This is a genomic window from Flavobacterium chungbukense, assembly GCF_020805785.1.
Taxonomy (GTDB): Bacteria; Bacteroidota; Bacteroidia; order Flavobacteriales; family Flavobacteriaceae; genus Flavobacterium; species Flavobacterium chungbukense.
In genome coordinates this window covers 138,778-156,337 of record NZ_JAJGZV010000001.1, presented here as the reverse complement: position 1 = coordinate 156,337, position 17,560 = coordinate 138,778, and the positions used below count along the sequence as shown (strand labels likewise).

Annotated in this window: 13 protein-coding genes and 2 tRNA genes; 8 read left to right on the top strand and 7 right to left on the bottom strand. The window is 33.5% G+C overall.

Annotation, left to right across the window (positions count from 1 at the left end; all coding sequences use genetic code 11):
* Position 1 precedes the first annotated feature (1 nt).
* Positions 2-2,350: a T9SS type B sorting domain-containing protein gene (locus LL966_RS00715; protein WP_229349224.1), complete on the top strand. Its 2,349-nt coding sequence runs from the start codon at positions 2-4 to the stop codon at positions 2,348-2,350.
* A gap of 108 nt (positions 2,351-2,458) precedes the next feature.
* Here the strand turns inward: LL966_RS00715 and typA are convergent, their stop codons facing one another.
* Positions 2,459-4,255 (bottom strand): translational GTPase TypA, encoded by a 1,797-nt coding sequence (gene typA, locus LL966_RS00710; protein WP_142451157.1) that lies wholly within the window; start codon positions 4,253-4,255, stop codon positions 2,459-2,461.
* A gap of 168 nt (positions 4,256-4,423) precedes the next feature.
* Between typA and LL966_RS00705 the strand changes: the two genes are divergently transcribed.
* Positions 4,424-6,133, top strand: coding sequence for a PAS domain-containing sensor histidine kinase (locus tag LL966_RS00705; protein WP_229349222.1), 1,710 nt, complete (start codon positions 4,424-4,426; stop codon positions 6,131-6,133).
* 5 nt (positions 6,134-6,138) lie between these two features.
* Positions 6,139-6,546 (top strand): response regulator, encoded by a 408-nt coding sequence (locus tag LL966_RS00700; RefSeq protein ID WP_229349220.1) that lies wholly within the window; start codon positions 6,139-6,141, stop codon positions 6,544-6,546.
* 151 nt (positions 6,547-6,697) lie between these two features.
* On the opposite strand, the gene rpsT is transcribed toward LL966_RS00700, so the two are convergent.
* The 4 genes from rpsT to proS form a co-directional block, all read right to left on the bottom strand.
* Positions 6,698-6,949 carry a 30S ribosomal protein S20 gene (gene rpsT, locus LL966_RS00695; RefSeq protein WP_068844538.1) on the bottom strand — a complete coding sequence of 84 codons (252 nt, stop codon included), beginning with the start codon at positions 6,947-6,949 and terminating at the stop codon, positions 6,698-6,700.
* A gap of 155 nt (positions 6,950-7,104) precedes the next feature.
* Positions 7,105-7,176, bottom strand: a tRNA-Glu gene (locus LL966_RS00690).
* Positions 7,177-7,221: 45 nt separating this feature from the next.
* Positions 7,222-7,293 (bottom strand) — tRNA-Glu (locus LL966_RS00685).
* Between the two features lie 78 nt (positions 7,294-7,371).
* Complete coding sequence (gene proS, locus LL966_RS00680; RefSeq protein ID WP_229349218.1) at positions 7,372-8,850, bottom strand: proline--tRNA ligase; 1,479 nt, start codon at positions 8,848-8,850, stop codon at positions 7,372-7,374.
* A 101-nt stretch (positions 8,851-8,951) separates the two neighbouring features.
* Here proS and LL966_RS00675 point away from each other — a divergent pair, with 101 nt between their 5' ends.
* The 5 genes from LL966_RS00675 to LL966_RS00655 all read left to right on the top strand — a co-directional run bounded on the left by LL966_RS00675 (position 8,952) and on the right by LL966_RS00655 (position 14,541).
* The gene (locus LL966_RS00675; RefSeq protein WP_229349216.1) at positions 8,952-9,971 is read left to right on the top strand and encodes a hypothetical protein; all 1,020 of its coding nucleotides are present in this window, start codon (positions 8,952-8,954) and stop codon (positions 9,969-9,971) included.
* A gap of 39 nt (positions 9,972-10,010) precedes the next feature.
* The gene (locus LL966_RS00670) at positions 10,011-11,513 is read left to right on the top strand and encodes an OmpP1/FadL family transporter (RefSeq protein ID WP_229349214.1); all 1,503 of its coding nucleotides are present in this window, start codon (positions 10,011-10,013) and stop codon (positions 11,511-11,513) included.
* A gap of 203 nt (positions 11,514-11,716) precedes the next feature.
* Positions 11,717-13,030, top strand: coding sequence for a 30S ribosomal protein S12 methylthiotransferase RimO (gene rimO, locus LL966_RS00665; protein ID WP_229349212.1), 1,314 nt, complete (start codon positions 11,717-11,719; stop codon positions 13,028-13,030).
* A gap of 41 nt (positions 13,031-13,071) precedes the next feature.
* Entirely contained in the window at positions 13,072-13,611 is a 540-nt protein-coding gene (locus LL966_RS00660) for a hypothetical protein (RefSeq protein WP_229349211.1), read from the top strand.
* Positions 13,612-13,638: 27 nt separating this feature from the next.
* The gene (locus LL966_RS00655) at positions 13,639-14,541 is read left to right on the top strand and encodes an N-acetylmuramoyl-L-alanine amidase (protein WP_229349209.1); all 903 of its coding nucleotides are present in this window, start codon (positions 13,639-13,641) and stop codon (positions 14,539-14,541) included.
* Positions 14,542-14,894: 353 nt separating this feature from the next.
* Here the strand turns inward: LL966_RS00655 and LL966_RS00650 are convergent, their stop codons facing one another.
* Both LL966_RS00650 and LL966_RS00645 read right to left on the bottom strand, forming a co-directional pair.
* Entirely contained in the window at positions 14,895-15,986 is a 1,092-nt protein-coding gene (locus tag LL966_RS00650; protein WP_229349207.1) for an outer membrane beta-barrel protein, read from the bottom strand.
* A gap of 603 nt (positions 15,987-16,589) precedes the next feature.
* Complete coding sequence (locus LL966_RS00645; protein WP_229349206.1) at positions 16,590-17,552, bottom strand: glycoside hydrolase family 5 protein; 963 nt, start codon at positions 17,550-17,552, stop codon at positions 16,590-16,592.
* Between the last annotated feature and the right edge of the window lie 8 nt (positions 17,553-17,560).

Sequence of the window (17,560 nt, the reverse complement as noted above, 5' to 3'; positions counted from 1 at the left end):
TATGAATTATGTAAAAGCAATATTCCTTATCTGCCTTTTGTTTCATGTCGGGTCTACAGCCAGTGCCCAAAATATTACTGTTGACCCAACTGTAACGCCGGAAGTTTTAGTAAAAAATATTTTAATCAACAGTTCTTGCCTAAGTATAGAAAATATAAATGCCTCCGGAAATCCAACACCTGGAAAGCAAAGTTATGCTTCTTTTACGGCAGGAAGTAATTTTCCTTTTTCTAACGGACTTGTTTTAAGTACTTCTGCAAGCAAAAATGCCGAAGGACCATACAATCAAGCAACTTCTATAGGCGAAAGGATTTTGTCTTGGAATGGTGATCAAGATTTAAACATAGCTTTAGGAACTACTACAAGCACACAAGCGACAGTTTTGGAATTTGATTTTACGCCTTCAACCAATTCAATAAGCTTTAATTATTTTTTTGCTTCGAATGAATATCAATCTTTTTATCCATGTTCTTACTCAGATGGATTTGCTTTCCTGATTAAAGAAGTCGGCACATCAGAACCTTATAAAAATCTAGCTGTTTTACCCAACTCAACAATTGCGGTTTCTGCAACAACGGTCCATCCAAAAATAAATAGTATTATTGTTGAAGGAACTCCAAAACCAGGATGTGAAGCTAATAACGAAAATTACTTTAAAGGTTATAATTCACCATCAAGTCCAATTAACTACGCAGGACAAACTGTAGTTATGAATGCTTCTACAGACGTAGTCCCAAATAAAAAATATCACTTAAAATTGGTTGTAGCTGACGATTTAACTAGAAATTTCCCTTCGGCAGTTTTTATTGAAGGAGGTAGTTTTTTAAGTAAAATTAATTTTGGAAAAGATAGAACCTTTGCGAGCGACAATCCAGTTTGTTTTGGAGAAAATTTTGTTTTGGACACAAAATTAAACGCTGCTGACTACACTTTCAAATGGTACGTAAAAGATGCTTCTAATAATTATGTTTTAATTTCGGGGGCAACAACCTCTACTTATGCGGTAATTACACCTGGAACCTACAAAGTTGAAGCAACTTTAAACAGCGCTTCGTGCACTGCCACGGGAGAAATTTCGGTAGAATTTACCCAAGAAATTAAATCATCGAATACTTCTATAGTACAATGTGATGACAATACTGACGGAATTACGATTTTTAATTTAACGAAAGTTGAAAATATTGTAAAGAATAACGTTTCGCAAATTACCAATCAAGGTTATTATGAAACTTTATCAAATGCAATAAATAAGACAAATCTAATTCTTAATCCAAAAAATTACATCAATAAATCCCCAAATCAGATTGTTTATGCTCGTATCGAAAATGCGTATGGCTGTTTTGCCATTCCGCAAATTACATTGAATATTTCCAATTATGTTATTCCTGATCAAGCACCATTTGAAACTTGTGATGGCGATGAGAAACAAGACGGTTTATATCAATTTGATTTAAATCAAGAGGTTACATCTAAAATTATGGCAGGGCTTCCTTCTGGATTAGTCGTTAATTATTATCTGACAGCAAATGATGCATTGACAGAAACAAATCCTTTACCGAATATTTTCAAAAACACTATTCCAAATAGTCAGACAATTTATGTTCGAGCCGTAAACGGACCTGATTGCTATGATATTGCTCCAGTAGAATTAATTATACATACTTTTGATCCGCCAAATTTTGAAGATGAAACTTTATATTTATGTAAAGGAGAACAAATGACCTTATCGGTTGCTACTGGCTTTAAAACATATCAATGGTCAAATGGCGATACCGTAAATTCAACGCTAATTAATTCGGCAGGAGACTATAAGATTTCGGTAACCGATACAAATGATTGTCAAAAAACGAAAACATTCAAAGTAATTTTATCTGAACCAGCAGTTATCACTGGAGCAGATATAAAAGATTTCTCTGGAATAGATAATACAGTCAAAATTATATACACAGGAGTAGGAAATTATAAATTTTCGCTTGATGGGTCCGTTTTTCAAGACGATCCAACATTTACACAAGTAAGTTCAGGAATTTATAATGCGGTGGCTCGAGATAAAAATGGTTGCGGCATTTCCAATTCATTTTCATTATATGTTTTAGATTACCCTCGATTTTTTACTCCGAATGGAGATGGCTACAATGACCTCTGGGCCATTCAAAATATAGATCAAATGCCAGATTATAGCATTTCTATCTTTAATCGATATGGAAAATTATTAAAACAAATGACTCAAAATAGTTCTGGATGGAATGGAATTTTCAACGGGCAAGAATTACCTTCAGATGATTATTGGTTTACTTTATTATTTACTAACGGAAAAATAGTTAAAGGTCACTTCTCATTAAAAAGATAAAATTTAATGGTTTAAAATATAAATTAACAAATTCCAAAATGCAGCTAAAAAAGAATCCCAAACTCTAAATTAGAATTTGGGATTTTTTATATTAAAATTTAAATCGAATTAGATTTTAAATCTTTTTCTGTCAGTCTCAGTTAAATAAATTTTTCTCAAACGGATAGATTTTGGAGTAACTTCAACGTATTCATCTTTTTGAATATATTCTAAAGCTTCCTCAAGTGAGAAAATGATTGGAGGAATAATTCTAGCTTTCTCATCAGCTCCAGAAGAACGTACGTTAGATTGTTTTTTCTCTTTAGTTACGTTTACACACATATCATCACCACGAGAGTTCTCTCCAATTACCTGACCTTCATAGATTTCAGCATTTGGTTCAACGAAAAACTTACCACGATCTTGTAATTTATCGATAGAGTAAGGAATAGCTTTTCCTTTTTCCATAGAAATTAAAGAACCTTTGTTACGGCCTGCAATTTCTCCTTTGTAAGGCTCATATCCTATAAAACGGTGTGACATAATAGCTTCACCAGCAGTAGCTGTAAGCAATTGATTACGTAATCCAATAATTCCACGAGATGGAATATTAAATTTAATAATCATACGTTCACCCTTAGTTTCCATGCTTAACATTTCACCTTTACGAAGTGTAACGAATTCAACCGCTCTACCTGAAAGATTTTCCGGTAAGTCAATTGTTAATTCTTCAATTGGCTCACATTTTTTACCATCAATTTCTTTGATGATAACTTGTGGCTGACCAATTTGAAGCTCATACCCTTCTCTTCTCATTGTTTCAATAAGAACAGATAAGTGAAGTACACCACGACCAAAAACCATGAATTTATCTGCTGAATCAGTTTCACCTAACTTCATAGCTAAGTTTTTCTCTAATTCTTTTGTCAAACGTTCTCTAATATGACGAGAAGTTACAAATTTACCTTCTTTACCAAAGAAAGGAGAGTCATTAATAGTAAATAACATACTCATTGTAGGCTCATCGATAGCAATAGACGCTAATCCTTCAGGATTTTCGTGATCAGAGATAGTATCTCCAATTTCAAACCCTTCAACACCTACAACAGCACAAATATCACCAGCAATTACTTCTGTAACTTTTTTACGACCTAAACCTTCAAAAGTATGTAATTCTTTAATTCTTGATTTTGTTACAGTACCGTCTCTCTTTACCAAAGATATTGGCATACCTTCTTTTAAAATACCTCTTTCAAGACGTCCGATAGCGATACGACCTGTAAATGCAGAGAAATCTAAAGAAGTAATCAACATTTGTGGATTTCCTTCAGAAACTTTAGGAGCTGGGACATTGTCAACAACCATATCTAATAATGCTTCAACATTATCAGTTACGTTTTCCCAATGGTCAGACATCCAGTTGTTTTTAGCAGAACCATAAACTGTTGGAAAATCCAACTGCCATTCTTCAGCACCTAATTCAAACATTAAGTCAAAAACTTTCTCGTGAACTTCTTCTGGAGTACAGTTTTCTTTATCAACTTTATTAATAACTACGCATGGCTTTAAACCTAAGTCAATAGCTTTTTGTAGTACAAAACGGGTTTGAGGCATTGGTCCTTCAAAAGCATCTACTAGTAAGCATACACCATCGGCCATGTTCAAAACACGTTCAACTTCACCTCCAAAATCCGCGTGGCCAGGAGTGTCAATAATATTGATTTTTGTTCCTTTATATTGAACTGATACGTTTTTAGAAGTAATTGTAATACCTCTCTCACGCTCTAAATCGTTATTATCTAGGATTAAATCACCTGTGTTCTCGTTTTCACGAAATAATTGACAGTGATACATAATTTTATCAACCAAAGTGGTTTTACCGTGATCGACGTGGGCAATAATTGCAATGTTTCTAATAGATTCCATCTGTGATTTTTAATGGGCGCAAAGGTACACTTTATTTTCTAAAAAAAAACGTTTATAATATAGTTTACGTATATACAATCAATTAGTTAATGTAAATGATCGAAATATAGGCCTTAAATTGACATTAACATATGTTTAGTTATAGTTAATTTAACTATATTTGGAGTAATGAAAAGTAAAACTCTCCAAATTACTCTTATTTATACAATCATCACAATAATTATGGCAGTCATTTGTCATCAATTACTGACAACCTACTTTTCTCTTTCTCAATATCCTACTTTATCCCTTTTAAAAGATATTTCATTTATTTTAATAACTGGTTTGATCTTTAGTTTCATACTTGCAAAAAATGAAAAAAAGAACATCACGATTTTTGAGAAGTTAAACAAAACAAATGAGGAGATAAAAGAATCCAATGAGAAATACGACATTGTAGCAAAAGCAACAAGCGACACCATTTGGGACTGGAAAATTCAAGAAGATAGCATTAATTGGAACAAAGGAATAGAAAGTGTTTTTGGTTACAATCCGCAAGAAGTTGGCAAAACTTCGAAATGGTGGTTCGACAAAATACACCCTGAAGACAGCATCAGAATGTCTATCAAATTATACTCTTTTATCGAACAAAAAACACAAAATTGGCAGGATCAGTATCGTTTTAGATGTGCAGATGGAACTTACAAATATGTTCTAGACAGAGGTTTTTTATTAAAAGATGAAAAAGGAAGAGCCATCAGAATGATTGGAGCTATTCAAGATATTACCAAACAAAAAGAAGAAGAACAGCGTTTAAAACTTCTCGAAACAGTAATTACACAATCTAAAGATTCCATTTTAATAACAGAAGCTAATTCGCCAGACGGTAAAATACCTAAAATCGTTTATGTTAATCCAGCATTTTCGCAAATGTCAGGTTATCAATCTAATGAAATAATTGGAAAATCAGCTAATATTTTTAAAGGCCCAAAATCTGATTCAGAAGAATTAAAAAAATTATTAAAAGCCATAAAAAATGAAGAAGAATGTCTAATAGAAACTATTACTTATACCAAAAATAAGGAAGAATACTGGGTACGTTTCTCTATGATTCCAATTTTTAACAATGAAGAAGTAATTACCCATTGGATTTCTATACAGCGAGATATTACAGACGAAAAAAAATTAGAGACAGAAAAAGAGCATCTCATTCGAGAACTTACCCAAAACAACAAAGATTTAAAGCAGTTTTCTTATATAACTTCGCACAATCTTAGAGCGCCGCTTTCCAACCTTATTGGTCTTCTAAACCTAACAGAAGATATTCCGATTGAAAATGAAGAACTACAGGAGATCTTAACCGGATTTACAAAATCAACTCATTTACTCAATGAAACCATCAATGATTTAGTAAAAGTCATTATTATTAAAGACAATCCTTCCATGCAAAAAGAAGAAGTTTCTTTAAAAGAGGTTTTTGAAAATGTTTTCAGCCAATTATCCTTTCAAATTGAATTGCACAAACCCATAATTAAACTTAAGTTTGACAAACTACCGCAACTAGTAACAAACAAAGCTTACATAGAAAGCATTTTACTTAATCTGCTTACGAATTCAATAAAATACAAATCCGAAAACAGAAAACTAAAAATAGCTATAACAGCCGAACAAGTCGACAATAAAGCAATAGTAACTTTTAAAGACAACGGAATAGGAATCGACCTAGAAAGAAATCGAGATAAAGTCTTTGGATTATACCAAAGATTCCATAATTATCCAGATAGCAAAGGATTAGGACTTTATCTTGTTAAATCGCAGGTAGAAACAATGGGAGGAACAATTGCTATAGAAAGTGAAGTTAATAAAGGCACCATATTTACAATAACATTTAAAAACTAATTATTATGCTTGAGCAGATTTTATGCATTGACGATGATCCAATCACATTAATGTTATGCAAAAAGGTAATTTCAAAATCTTCATTTTCTCATGAAATTATTACAGCTCAAAACGGCGAAGAAGCACTCCATCATTTTAACACCTTAAAATACACCAACGATAAAAACAAAAGAAAACCTGAACTTATTTTCTTAGATTTAAACATGCCTATAATGGGAGGCTGGGAATTTTTAGACCATTTTACTTCTAGCGCTTACAACGAATTCAACTCAGCGCCAGTAATCGTCTTATCCTCAACGATTGATCCAGAAGATTTGGAAAAAGCAAAAAAATATCCAATAATAATCGATTTTCTTTCAAAACCGATAACTCAACAAATGTTAGAATACCTTAAAAAGAAAATAGATTTTTAGACTGTATTCGAATACTTTAAATCAAAACTTCAAACTTAGTTTCAAGTTGTTTTTTTGAATAAAGATTAAGAATATCACCTTAATCAATTGGGTAAAAACAAAAAAAGTCCTCTAAAAGAGGACTTTTATATATGTAATAAATTGTTTTTAATTACAATTTAGCAACGTGTTTCGTTAATTTAGACTTCAAGTTAGAAGCTTTATTATCGTGAATGATGTTCTTTTTAGCTAATTTATCAATCATAGAAATTACAGTTGATAATTTTGCAGTAGCATCAGCTTTATCAGTTGCTATTCTTAATGCTTTAATAGCATTACGAGTAGTTTTATGTTGATATCTGTTAAGAACTCTTCTTTTTTCGTTACTTCTGATTCTTTTTAATGCTGACTTATGATTTGCCATTTTTGTTCAATTTTAGATGTAATAATTATTATAAATACTAGTTAAAAAAGAAAAACCTCCCACAATTATAAAAACAATCACTTTGGTTTTAACTAATAAAACAAAAACCGAGACACCAATTTTTATTTTACAAAACTTATTTACAACTAATTTTGTAGTCCGTAGGGGAATCGAACCCCTGTTACCAGGATGAAAACCTGGCGTCCTAACCCCTAGACGAACGGACCTAAATTCTCCTAGTTTGGAAACTTTTCAATATGTAATATAACTTGTAGTCCGTGGGGGAATCGAACCCCCCTTACCAGGATGAAAACCTGGCGTCCTAACCGATAGACGAACGGACCGTGCTTCTGTATTGCGGATGCAAAGATACATCTATTTTTTAGTTGCACAATAGTTGAAGCAAAAAAAATATTTTTTTTTTAATATGCCTTTGCAAAAAGCACTCTTTTAGAAGAAGGATTCCCAGTAAACACACAGGTTCCCGCCTCTTCAACAGCATCCAAAGGTATGCATCGAATCGTTGCTTTTGTCAAATCTTTTATCTTTTCTTCTGTCTCTGCAGTTCCGTCCCAGTGCGCAGATATAAAACCTGCTTTACCTTCTAAAACTTCTTTAAATTCCTCAAAACTATTTACTTCTGTAATATGAGTATTTCGATAATTTAATGCCTTAGTAAATAAGTCTTTTTGAATTTGCTCTAGAAGATTATTCACATAATCAACAATGCCTTCGCTTGCAACAACTTCTTTAGACAAATTATCACGTCTTGCAACTTCAAAAGTTCCATTTTCCAAATCTTTTGGACCAACAGCAATTCTAACAGGGACACCTTTTAGTTCCCACTCTGCAAATTTAAATCCTGGTTTTTGAGTTGTTCTGTCATCATACTTCACCGAAATATTCAGTTTTCTCAATTTAGCAGTCAATTCATTAACAGCAGCAGTAATTTGAGCCAATTGCTCGTCTGTTTTATGAATAGGTACAATTACAACTTGAATTGGGGCTAAATTTGGAGGAAGTACTAATCCCTGATCATCAGAATGCGTCATAATTAATGCCCCCATCAAACGAGTAGAAACTCCCCATGAAGTTCCCCAAACGTGTTCTTGCTTTCCTTCTGCATTAGCAAACTTAACATCAAAAGCTTTTGCAAAGTTCTGTCCCAAAAAGTGAGAAGTTCCCGCCTGCAAAGCCTTTCCATCCTGCATTAAAGCCTCAATACAATAGGTTTCATCTGCACCTGCAAAACGTTCTGTTTCTGTCTTAATACCTTTTACAACAGGAATAGCCATGAAGTTTTCAGCAAAGTCAGCATAAACATTCATCATTTTCTCTGACTCTTCAATAGCTTCTGCTTTTGTTGCGTGAGCCGTATGCCCTTCTTGCCACAGAAATTCTGCAGTTCTCAAAAACAAACGCGTACGCATTTCCCAACGTACCACATTCGCCCATTGATTAATTAATAAAGGTAAATCTCTATAAGACTGTACCCATCCTTTATAAGTAGACCAAATGATTGCTTCACTAGTCGGACGAACAATAAGTTCTTCTTCGAGTTTCGCATTTGGATCAACCATTAATTTTCCAGGTCTCTCTTCATCATTTTTCAATCTATAATGTGTCACAACAGCACATTCTTTCGCAAATCCTTCTGCATTTGTCTCTTCAGCTTCAAACATGCTTTTAGGCACGAATAATGGAAAATAAGCATTTTGATGACCTGTTTCTTTAAACATACGATCTAACTCAGCCTGCATTTTTTCCCAAATAGCATACCCGTATGGTTTAATCACCATACATCCTCTAACTCCTGAATTTTCAGCTAGATCTGCTTTCACAACCAGCTCGTTATACCATTTCGAATAATCTTCTGATCTTGTAGTGAGGTTCTTACTCATATTATATAGTTTGGCACAAATTTTGTTTTAATAATTTTAACTAAATAGTTTGACAAAACTAACTATTTTTGTAATGTGCAACAATAAAAAACACCACAGATATGAAAACTAACATTTCTATTCGCCAAAACTCTAATCATTTTTACTTAATTGGATTATTGAGTTTATTGCTAGCGTCGTGTGGTTCTTACCAAAATTCATCTTATCATGATAATGATGGTGTATATGGTAACTCATCAAACAGCTACGTGCGGTCTAATACCAACGGCACGAACAATCAATACAAAGAATATTTCAGATCTTTGCAAGACGATGGTCAGCCAACTGAAATATTCACAGACGTAGACAATTACACTAATTACGCAGAAAATGACAGCACTCAAACTGCATCTGTAGGCTATCCTGCTTGGGGAAGCAGCAATTCTGAAGTTTCTGTAAACGTATACTCAGATCCAACTTGGTCATTCGGGTTTGGAATGGGATATCCTTATTATGGATGGGGATACGGCGGTTACTACGGATGGGGATACCCAGGTTACTGGGGCGGCTGGGGCTATCCAGGCTACTGGGGAGGTGGCTGGGGCTATCCGGGATATTGGGGAGGCGGTTATTACGGCTACAACAATTACAATTACAGCTACGGAAGAAGAGGTTCAGCAGCATATTACGGCAGCAGAAACTACAGCTCAAACCGCGCATATATGTCAAACAGAGGTTATGCTTCTAACAGAAACTATAACTCTAACAGAAATTACACCACTAACAGAAGCAGTTATACAACTAACAGAAATTATACAACCAATAGATCTAGTAACGGCTACACCGATTTTAGAAGAACTTCTACAGTAAACGGAAGAACTTCAAGTCCTACATTTACAAACAGAAGATCTACCTCAAACGGTTCAGACTATAGCAATTACAGCAATAGAAGATCTTACAACAACAATAGCAGCGGAACTACCAACAGAAGCTACACACCGAGCAGCAACAGCAACTCATCAAGAAGCTATACTCCTAGCACTTCAAATCGTTCAATGAACAATAGCGGTGGAGGAAGCATGAGATCATCTGGCGGCGGAGGTGGCGGCATGAGATCTGGTGGCGGAGGAGGAAGAAGATAATTTTTTTCTCAAAATAATTTCGAACTAAAACTCATCAAAATGAAAAAAATATTATTCCTATTAATAGCAGGACTGACTGTCAGCGCGTCATATTCTCAAGATGTTTCGGATGCCTTACGTTACTCTCAAGACAATTTAACAGGAACTGCTCGATATAGAGCAATGAGCGGTGCTTTCGGTGCAGTTGGAGGAGATTTATCATCTTTAAGCGTGAATCCAGCGGGTTCTGCAATTTTCAACACCAACCAAGTTGGAGTATCTTTTAGTAATCAGAATATTAAAAACAATTCTAATTATTTTGGCACTCAAACTTCTGAAAAGGAAAATTCATTTATTTTAAACCAAGCGGGAGGTGTTTTTGTTTTTAAAGATCGTAATCCTAATAATGGTTGGAACAAAATCGCGATTGGTGCAACTTACGAAAACACCAATAATTTCAATAATACTGTTTTTTCTGCTGGAACGAATCCAACTAATTCAGTTGACGGCTACTTTTTAGCTTTTGCAAATGGAACCTCTTTAGGAAGAATTACCAATAATCCTTATGAAGATTTAAGCTATAGAGAACAACAAGCATTTTTTGGTTATGAAGGTTATGTAATTAACCCCGTTACTAACAACGATAATAATACAGCTTACACCTCTAACGTTCCTGCTGGCGGAAATTACTATCAAGAAAATGAAATTTACACTAGAGGCTACAACAGCAAAGCTAGTTTTAACATTTCTACCTCATACAAAGACAGACTTTATTTTGGAGCGAATCTAAACGTTCATGTAACTGACTTCAGGAGATCTATGAGTTTTTATGAAGAAAATAGAAACCCTTTGGAAACGTACGAAACGATTTCTAATTTACGTTTTAACAATGAGTTATACACCTATGGAAACGGATTCTCTTTCCAATTGGGAGCAATAGGAAAAGTAACCGAAGCTCTTAGAGTTGGTTTATCTTACGAATCAAATACTTGGTACACATTATATGACGAAGTTTCACAAAGTTTATTTACCACAACTGAAACTAGTGCCGGCGACTCATTTGACAATCCTGTTAACCCAAATGTCGTAAATGTATACGATTCTTATACACTACAAACTCCTGACAAATGGACTCTTAGTGCTGCGTATGTTTTTGGAAAATCAGGATTAATAAGTATTGATTATTCTACAAAAAATTACGGAAACAGTAAATTTAAACCAACTAACGACGCCGGTTTTAGAGAAGTTAACGCTGACATAAGTAACGATTTAAAAAGAAATGATGAGCTTAGAATTGGAGCTGAATACAAAATAAAACAACTAAGCCTAAGAGGTGGATACCGTTTTGAAGGAAGTCCTTACGAAAACAGAAGAACTATAGGAGATCTTAATAGTTTTTCTGGTGGTTTAGGATATGATTTTGGAGGCACAAAATTAGATTTAGCTTACTCTTATGCTCACAGAAAATCAAATCAAGGATTTTTCGCAACAGGCTTTACAGACGGCGCAAACATTAATTCTAAAATGAATAATGTAACGCTTACCTTATTATTTGCATTGTAATTAAAATTAAATAGATTAATTAAAATTTCCGTCAGGTTTCTAATCTGACGGATTTTTTTTACTTCAAATTCGTTTAAACTATCTTTTAATGCGATGACAACTCGAAAACCGCATTTAACTTCATAAAAAACAGCTAAAACAACTTTAAAACTAGTGCTGTTTGAATAAAAAAAGTGTAATTTTGCACTCCAATTTATAAAAGTATGAGAACCAAGTCTTTAAAAAAGAACAAAATTAACGTAATCACTCTTGGGTGTTCAAAAAATGTTTATGACAGTGAAGTCCTTATGGGACAGCTGCGTGCTAATGGAAAAGAAGTTGAACATGAAGCTCCTGCAGAAAAAGAAGGAAACATTATTGTAATTAACACTTGTGGTTTTATTGATAACGCAAAAGCAGAATCAGTAAACATGATTTTGGAATACGCTGACAAAAAAGACAGAGGACTTGTTGATAAGGTTTTCGTGACTGGATGTTTATCTGAGCGTTACAGACCAGATTTGGAAAAAGAAATTCCAAATGTAGATCAATATTTTGGAACTACAGAATTACCTCAATTATTAAAAGCTCTTGGAGCAGATTATAAACATGAATTACTTGGAGAACGTTTAACCACAACTCCAAAAAATTATGCTTACTTAAAAATTGCTGAAGGCTGCGACAGACCTTGCAGTTTCTGTGCAATTCCATTAATGAGAGGTTCTCATGTTTCTCAACCAATTGAAAAACTGGTTAAAGAAGCACAAGGTTTAGCAAAAAATGGCGTAAAAGAATTAATCTTAATAGCTCAAGACTTAACATATTATGGACTTGATCTTTATAAAAAAAGAAATCTTGCGGAACTTTTAGAAGAATTAGCAAAAGTTGAAGGAATCGAATGGATTCGTTTGCATTACGCCTACCCGACTGGTTTTCCAATGGATGTTTTAGAATTAATGAAGCGCGAGCCAAAAATCTGTAATTATATTGATATTCCATTACAACATATTTCAGATTCTATTTTAAAGTCAATGCGTCGTGGAACTACTCAGGCTAAAACAACTCAATTATTGAAAGATTTCCGTGCAGCGGTTCCTGGAATGGCAATTAGAACTACTTTAATTGTTGGTTATCCAGGTGAAACACAGGAAGATTTTGAAATTTTAAAAGATTTTGTTCAGGAAATGAAATTTGACAGAATGGGATGTTTTGCTTATTCGCATGAAGAGAATACTCATGCTTATTTATTGGAAGACAATGTTCCGGATGATGTAAAACAAGCGAGAGCAAACGAAATTATGGAATTACAATCTCAAATTTCTTGGGATTTAAACCAAGAAAAAGTTGGAAAAGTATTCAGATGTATTATTGACAGAAAAGAAGGAGCACATTTTGTCGGAAGAACAGAATTTGACAGTCCAGATGTTGATAATGAGGTTTTAATTGATGCTTCTAAACATTATGTAAAAACAGGAGAATTTGTTAATATCAAGATAATTGAAGCAACAGAATTTGATTTATACGGAGAACCTGCTTAAATTTACACGAGACAATTGTTAATCTTAGATAAAATACTTTTATGAAACCAATTCAAACTTTATTTATTTTAGTTTTTAGCTTATTCTGTTTCTCTGCTTCTGCGCAGTATGGAGGCTACAATAATGGTTATGGAAACGGCTACGGAAGAGGTGGCGGAATGGGAATGGACAGAAGTATGATGGGAGGACAACAACAAGGCACTCCAAGCAAGCCAAAAGAAACTCCTCCAGAAGAAACAGCAGCTATAGTTGTTGAACAAATGAAACCTCAAGTAAATCTTGATGAACTACAAGCAATTGCAATTACAAATGTATTAGCAGAAAGCATTAGAGAACAAGGTATTTTATTAAAAAATGAGAGCAGCAGTCAGGATCAAAAAATTGAGCAGATAAAAGCTTTACGAGAAAATACAGATAAAAGAATCACAGCTTTCTTAAATCCTGATCAAGTTGAGAAATACAAGACTTTCATGGATACTTTGAAAGAGGTTAAGAAACCTAAATCAAAAAAGAAAAAAGATAAAGATTCAAAAGAAACTAAAGAAGTAAAAGAAAATACAGATACGAAAATCTCCGAATAATCGTTTAAACTTATAAAACAACGAATTATGACAAAAAAGCTTTTTTGTTATCTGCTTTTAGCTGCTATTATTAGTTCTTGCTCTACAAATCCGTATAAAAACACGGAAAAAGCATATGACCAGCAATTAAAGACTTTAGAAAATCAAATTACAAGTAAAGAAGCAAAACCAATTCCGGCGACTACAGTTGTTATTGATACTTCTTATGCACAGCAATTGAAAATTGTAAAAGATACTTTATCTAAAACAAATTCAACTTATTTGCAAAACGGAATTAATACCGAGTGGATTGGTACTGTAAATTTTAATTTAAGAAAACCAAGCTTCGTTATCATTCATCATACAGCTCAAGATTCTCTTCAGCAAACGATTAATACTTTTACAAAAACTAAAACACAAGTAAGCGCACATTATGTGATTTCTGAAAATGGAAAAGTGGTACAAATGCTTAATGATTATCTAAGAGCATGGCACGCCGGAAACTCTACTTGGGGAAAAACTACCGATTTAAATTCCTGTTCTATCGGAATCGAATTGGACAATAATGGTTTTAAACCTTTCACAGAAGCACAAATCAGCAGTTTAGTTGCCTTATTGACTAAGTTAAAAAAGGATTATAACATTCCGACGCAAAATTTTTTAGGTCATGCCGATATTGCTCCAGGAAGAAAACAAGATCCAAGTGCTTTATTTCCTTGGAAAACACTTGCAGAAAAAGGTTTCGGAATTTGGCCTGATGAAGTTTTAGAGCCAGCTCCTTTTGATTTTAAAATTGAGCCTGCATTGAGAATTATTGGATACAATACCAAGAATCTAACTTCGGCAATTCAAGCGTTTAAACTGCATTACATTCAAACCGATGCAACCTCAACTTTAGACCGAAAAACGATCGACACCATTTATTCGATCTACAAAAAACAAGTTCAATAAATAAGAGTTAATTCAAAATATAAAAACGCATTTCTACAAAACTAGAAATGCGTTTTTTTTATTATTGTATTGTTTTCCATTTTCCATACTATATAAACCTCTTATTTAAAGGAGACGCGCTGCTGTGCGCCTCTACAAACACATATTTAAACCTTAAATAAAAAAACAATATCCGAAATTATACCCACAATATAACTAGTTTTCCTAGACCATAAAGTCCCAACAACCAACAACCAACAACCAACAACCAACAACCAACAACCAAGAACCAAGAACTACAAATAAAAAAGCTGCCAAAACATTAGTATGTTTCGACAGCTCCAAAAAAAAAAAAAAAATATCAATCTTTATCTCTAGAAAGAGTATGTTGTAGCAATTAATCCGTAGAAGTTTCCACCTGTTGGCATCACATCTTTATCCAAAAAGATATCCTCAGATGCAGCGTCGTATCTTAACTCCGGAATGATTGTAAGTTTTCCAACTTTAAAATTCAAAGAAACAGTGTTTGCAAAAACGCTTGATCCTGCTAAAGTTCCAAGGCTTGGCGCAGCATCTTTTGCATCGAAATATTCCATTCTGTATGCTAAAAGAAGTGATGGACTAAAAGAGTAGTTTGCGTATCCTACGATAGAAAACCATTCTCCATCTAAAGTACTATCAAAATCATTCGTAGTTTTAGCATAAGTTGCGTTTAAACCAAGTGCAAAACTATCACTGATTGTTTTAGAAGCTGTTAAATCAAATTGCGTTTTGTTTTCATCTGAAACTGGAATTATACTTCCTGGAATTGGATTAGTACTACCTGTCGTAAAATTCAAGTAAGCACTTCCTGTTTCTCCAATATATCCAACTTGTCCGATGAATGTTTTTTGATAAGAACCTGCATCCATAGCTGATTTAAAATCTGTTGGATTTGTAATTCCTAACATAGCAGTAAATTTACCAGAAGTATATTGCGCTTTCAAACCAGTATTAAAGAATGGTCCGTAAGAAAAGGCATAAGACATACTGTAGTTTTTGTTATCTACGGCATCTAATACCTCATATCCAATATGAGTTCCGAAACTACCTGCCACAAATTTAAACTTCTCTGTCACGTTGTAAGTAAAAAATAATTGTTTAATTAAAAATCTTGCACTTCCATCTTTATCTGCTGTTTCATTATATGAAAATTCTCCTGCTCTTTTTCCGAAACCTAAATCTACAAACACAGATGCTTTTCCGAAAGTATGACTTGCTTCAACAGATGCCATTCCTAATTCAAATGAATTCTGAGAGTTGGTGAAGCTCGTTAATCCATTCATTTGTTTTGAAAAATCATATTTATAATACGCATCAGCAGAACCTCCCCAGGTGGTTGCAGGTGGAGCAGCAGCTTCATCTTCTTGGGCAAAGGCAAAAGAACTCGTTAACATGGCGGTTAAAATGTAAAATGCTTTTTTCATGTTTTAAATTGGTTTTTAGTTATTAAATTGATTCTGGTTAGTTAATCTTTTATATATCTATGTAATAGTATAAGTCATTTCTAAAACCTTTTATTCTCCTCAAATCATCTTCATTTTCATTAGCGAATTTATTAACTTTTGTATGATCAGAATAATTCAAAACTACTTTTTTGACGTTTTGAACGAAGAATTACGGATTACAAAAATTAATCTTCCAATAATCATTATTTCATATTTATCTTTAATTGTTTTTGAAAATTCAATAACAAAATTTTAAGAGTTTTTACAAAATAAATGGGGCAAATATAATTTTTACTACAAAAATAAACCACAAATAACCATTTATACACTTTTAAAAAACAAAACCCCCTAAAAAAATAGGGGTACTTTAAAAACAAACAAAAAATAACAAGTAAACCCAAAATCAAAACACTAAAAAACAAGCGAAAAAATTACAACGTATAATTCTTACAAAAAAATAACCCCATTATCTTCGTATTATCATATAAATCAAAGTCCTTTCATTAAAAGAAAAACGCTTACAAAACAAAAAGCCTGTCCATAAAATGAACAGGCTTTTTACTAGAAGTAAAAAAAACGCGTTTATTCCTTATTATACTTTCGTAAAAACTCACGAACCTTCAATCCAGAATCTTTTAAATCTTCATCTTTCCATTTTCCTTCCGAGTTTGCCGATTTTTTCAAAATGGAACAAGTTTCATCTTTATCTGAAACTGACCATGTAATCCAACTTAGCTTTCTAGATTCCATCCAATCTATATATTCTTGCCATGCTTGATCATTTAACGGTCCGTCACCAGATGCTTCCATTCCAGCAGATTCTGAAATAAAAACTGGTAAACCGCTTTTTATTGCAGCATCTGTTCGATCTCTCAAGTACTTTCCATGCGTTGCTGCATAAAAATGCATGGTATACATTATATTAGTATAACCTACTATCGGATCTTCGGCGGGAAGATCTATATCTTGATCCCAATGCGGACAGCCAACCAAAATAATATTGTTAGGGTCATTCTCACGTATCACTCTGATTATTTCTTCTGCATAAGTCTTCACCTCCCACCAAGTTTCATAATCTGGTTCATTGAATACTTCATATATAATATTAGGATATCTGGCATATTTCTTTGACATTTCATCAAAAAATTTCTTAGCCTCTTTCAGGTTAACATTATGACTGTGCCAATCAATGATCACATAAATATCTGACTTTATAGCTCCATTTACAACAACCTCAACTTTCTCTTTAGAAAATACTGGATCGTTTATATAGGAATGATCTCCAAGCTCAACTCCCATGGCAGCGCGAACTACATTACAATTAAAATCTTTTTTTAGCCAGCTTACCGCTTTTTCATTATAAAATCTTGGCCATAGACTATGCCAACCAAAACTTAATCCGCGAAGTACAATGAGATTGTTGTTTTTATCCACCAGCTGTGTACCTTGAACGCTTAGCTGTCCATGCTTTTTTACAAATTGCGCTCTAGAAATATTAGCAATCAATAATAGAGAAAAAGCAACATACCAAACTTTTGATTTCATAATGACCT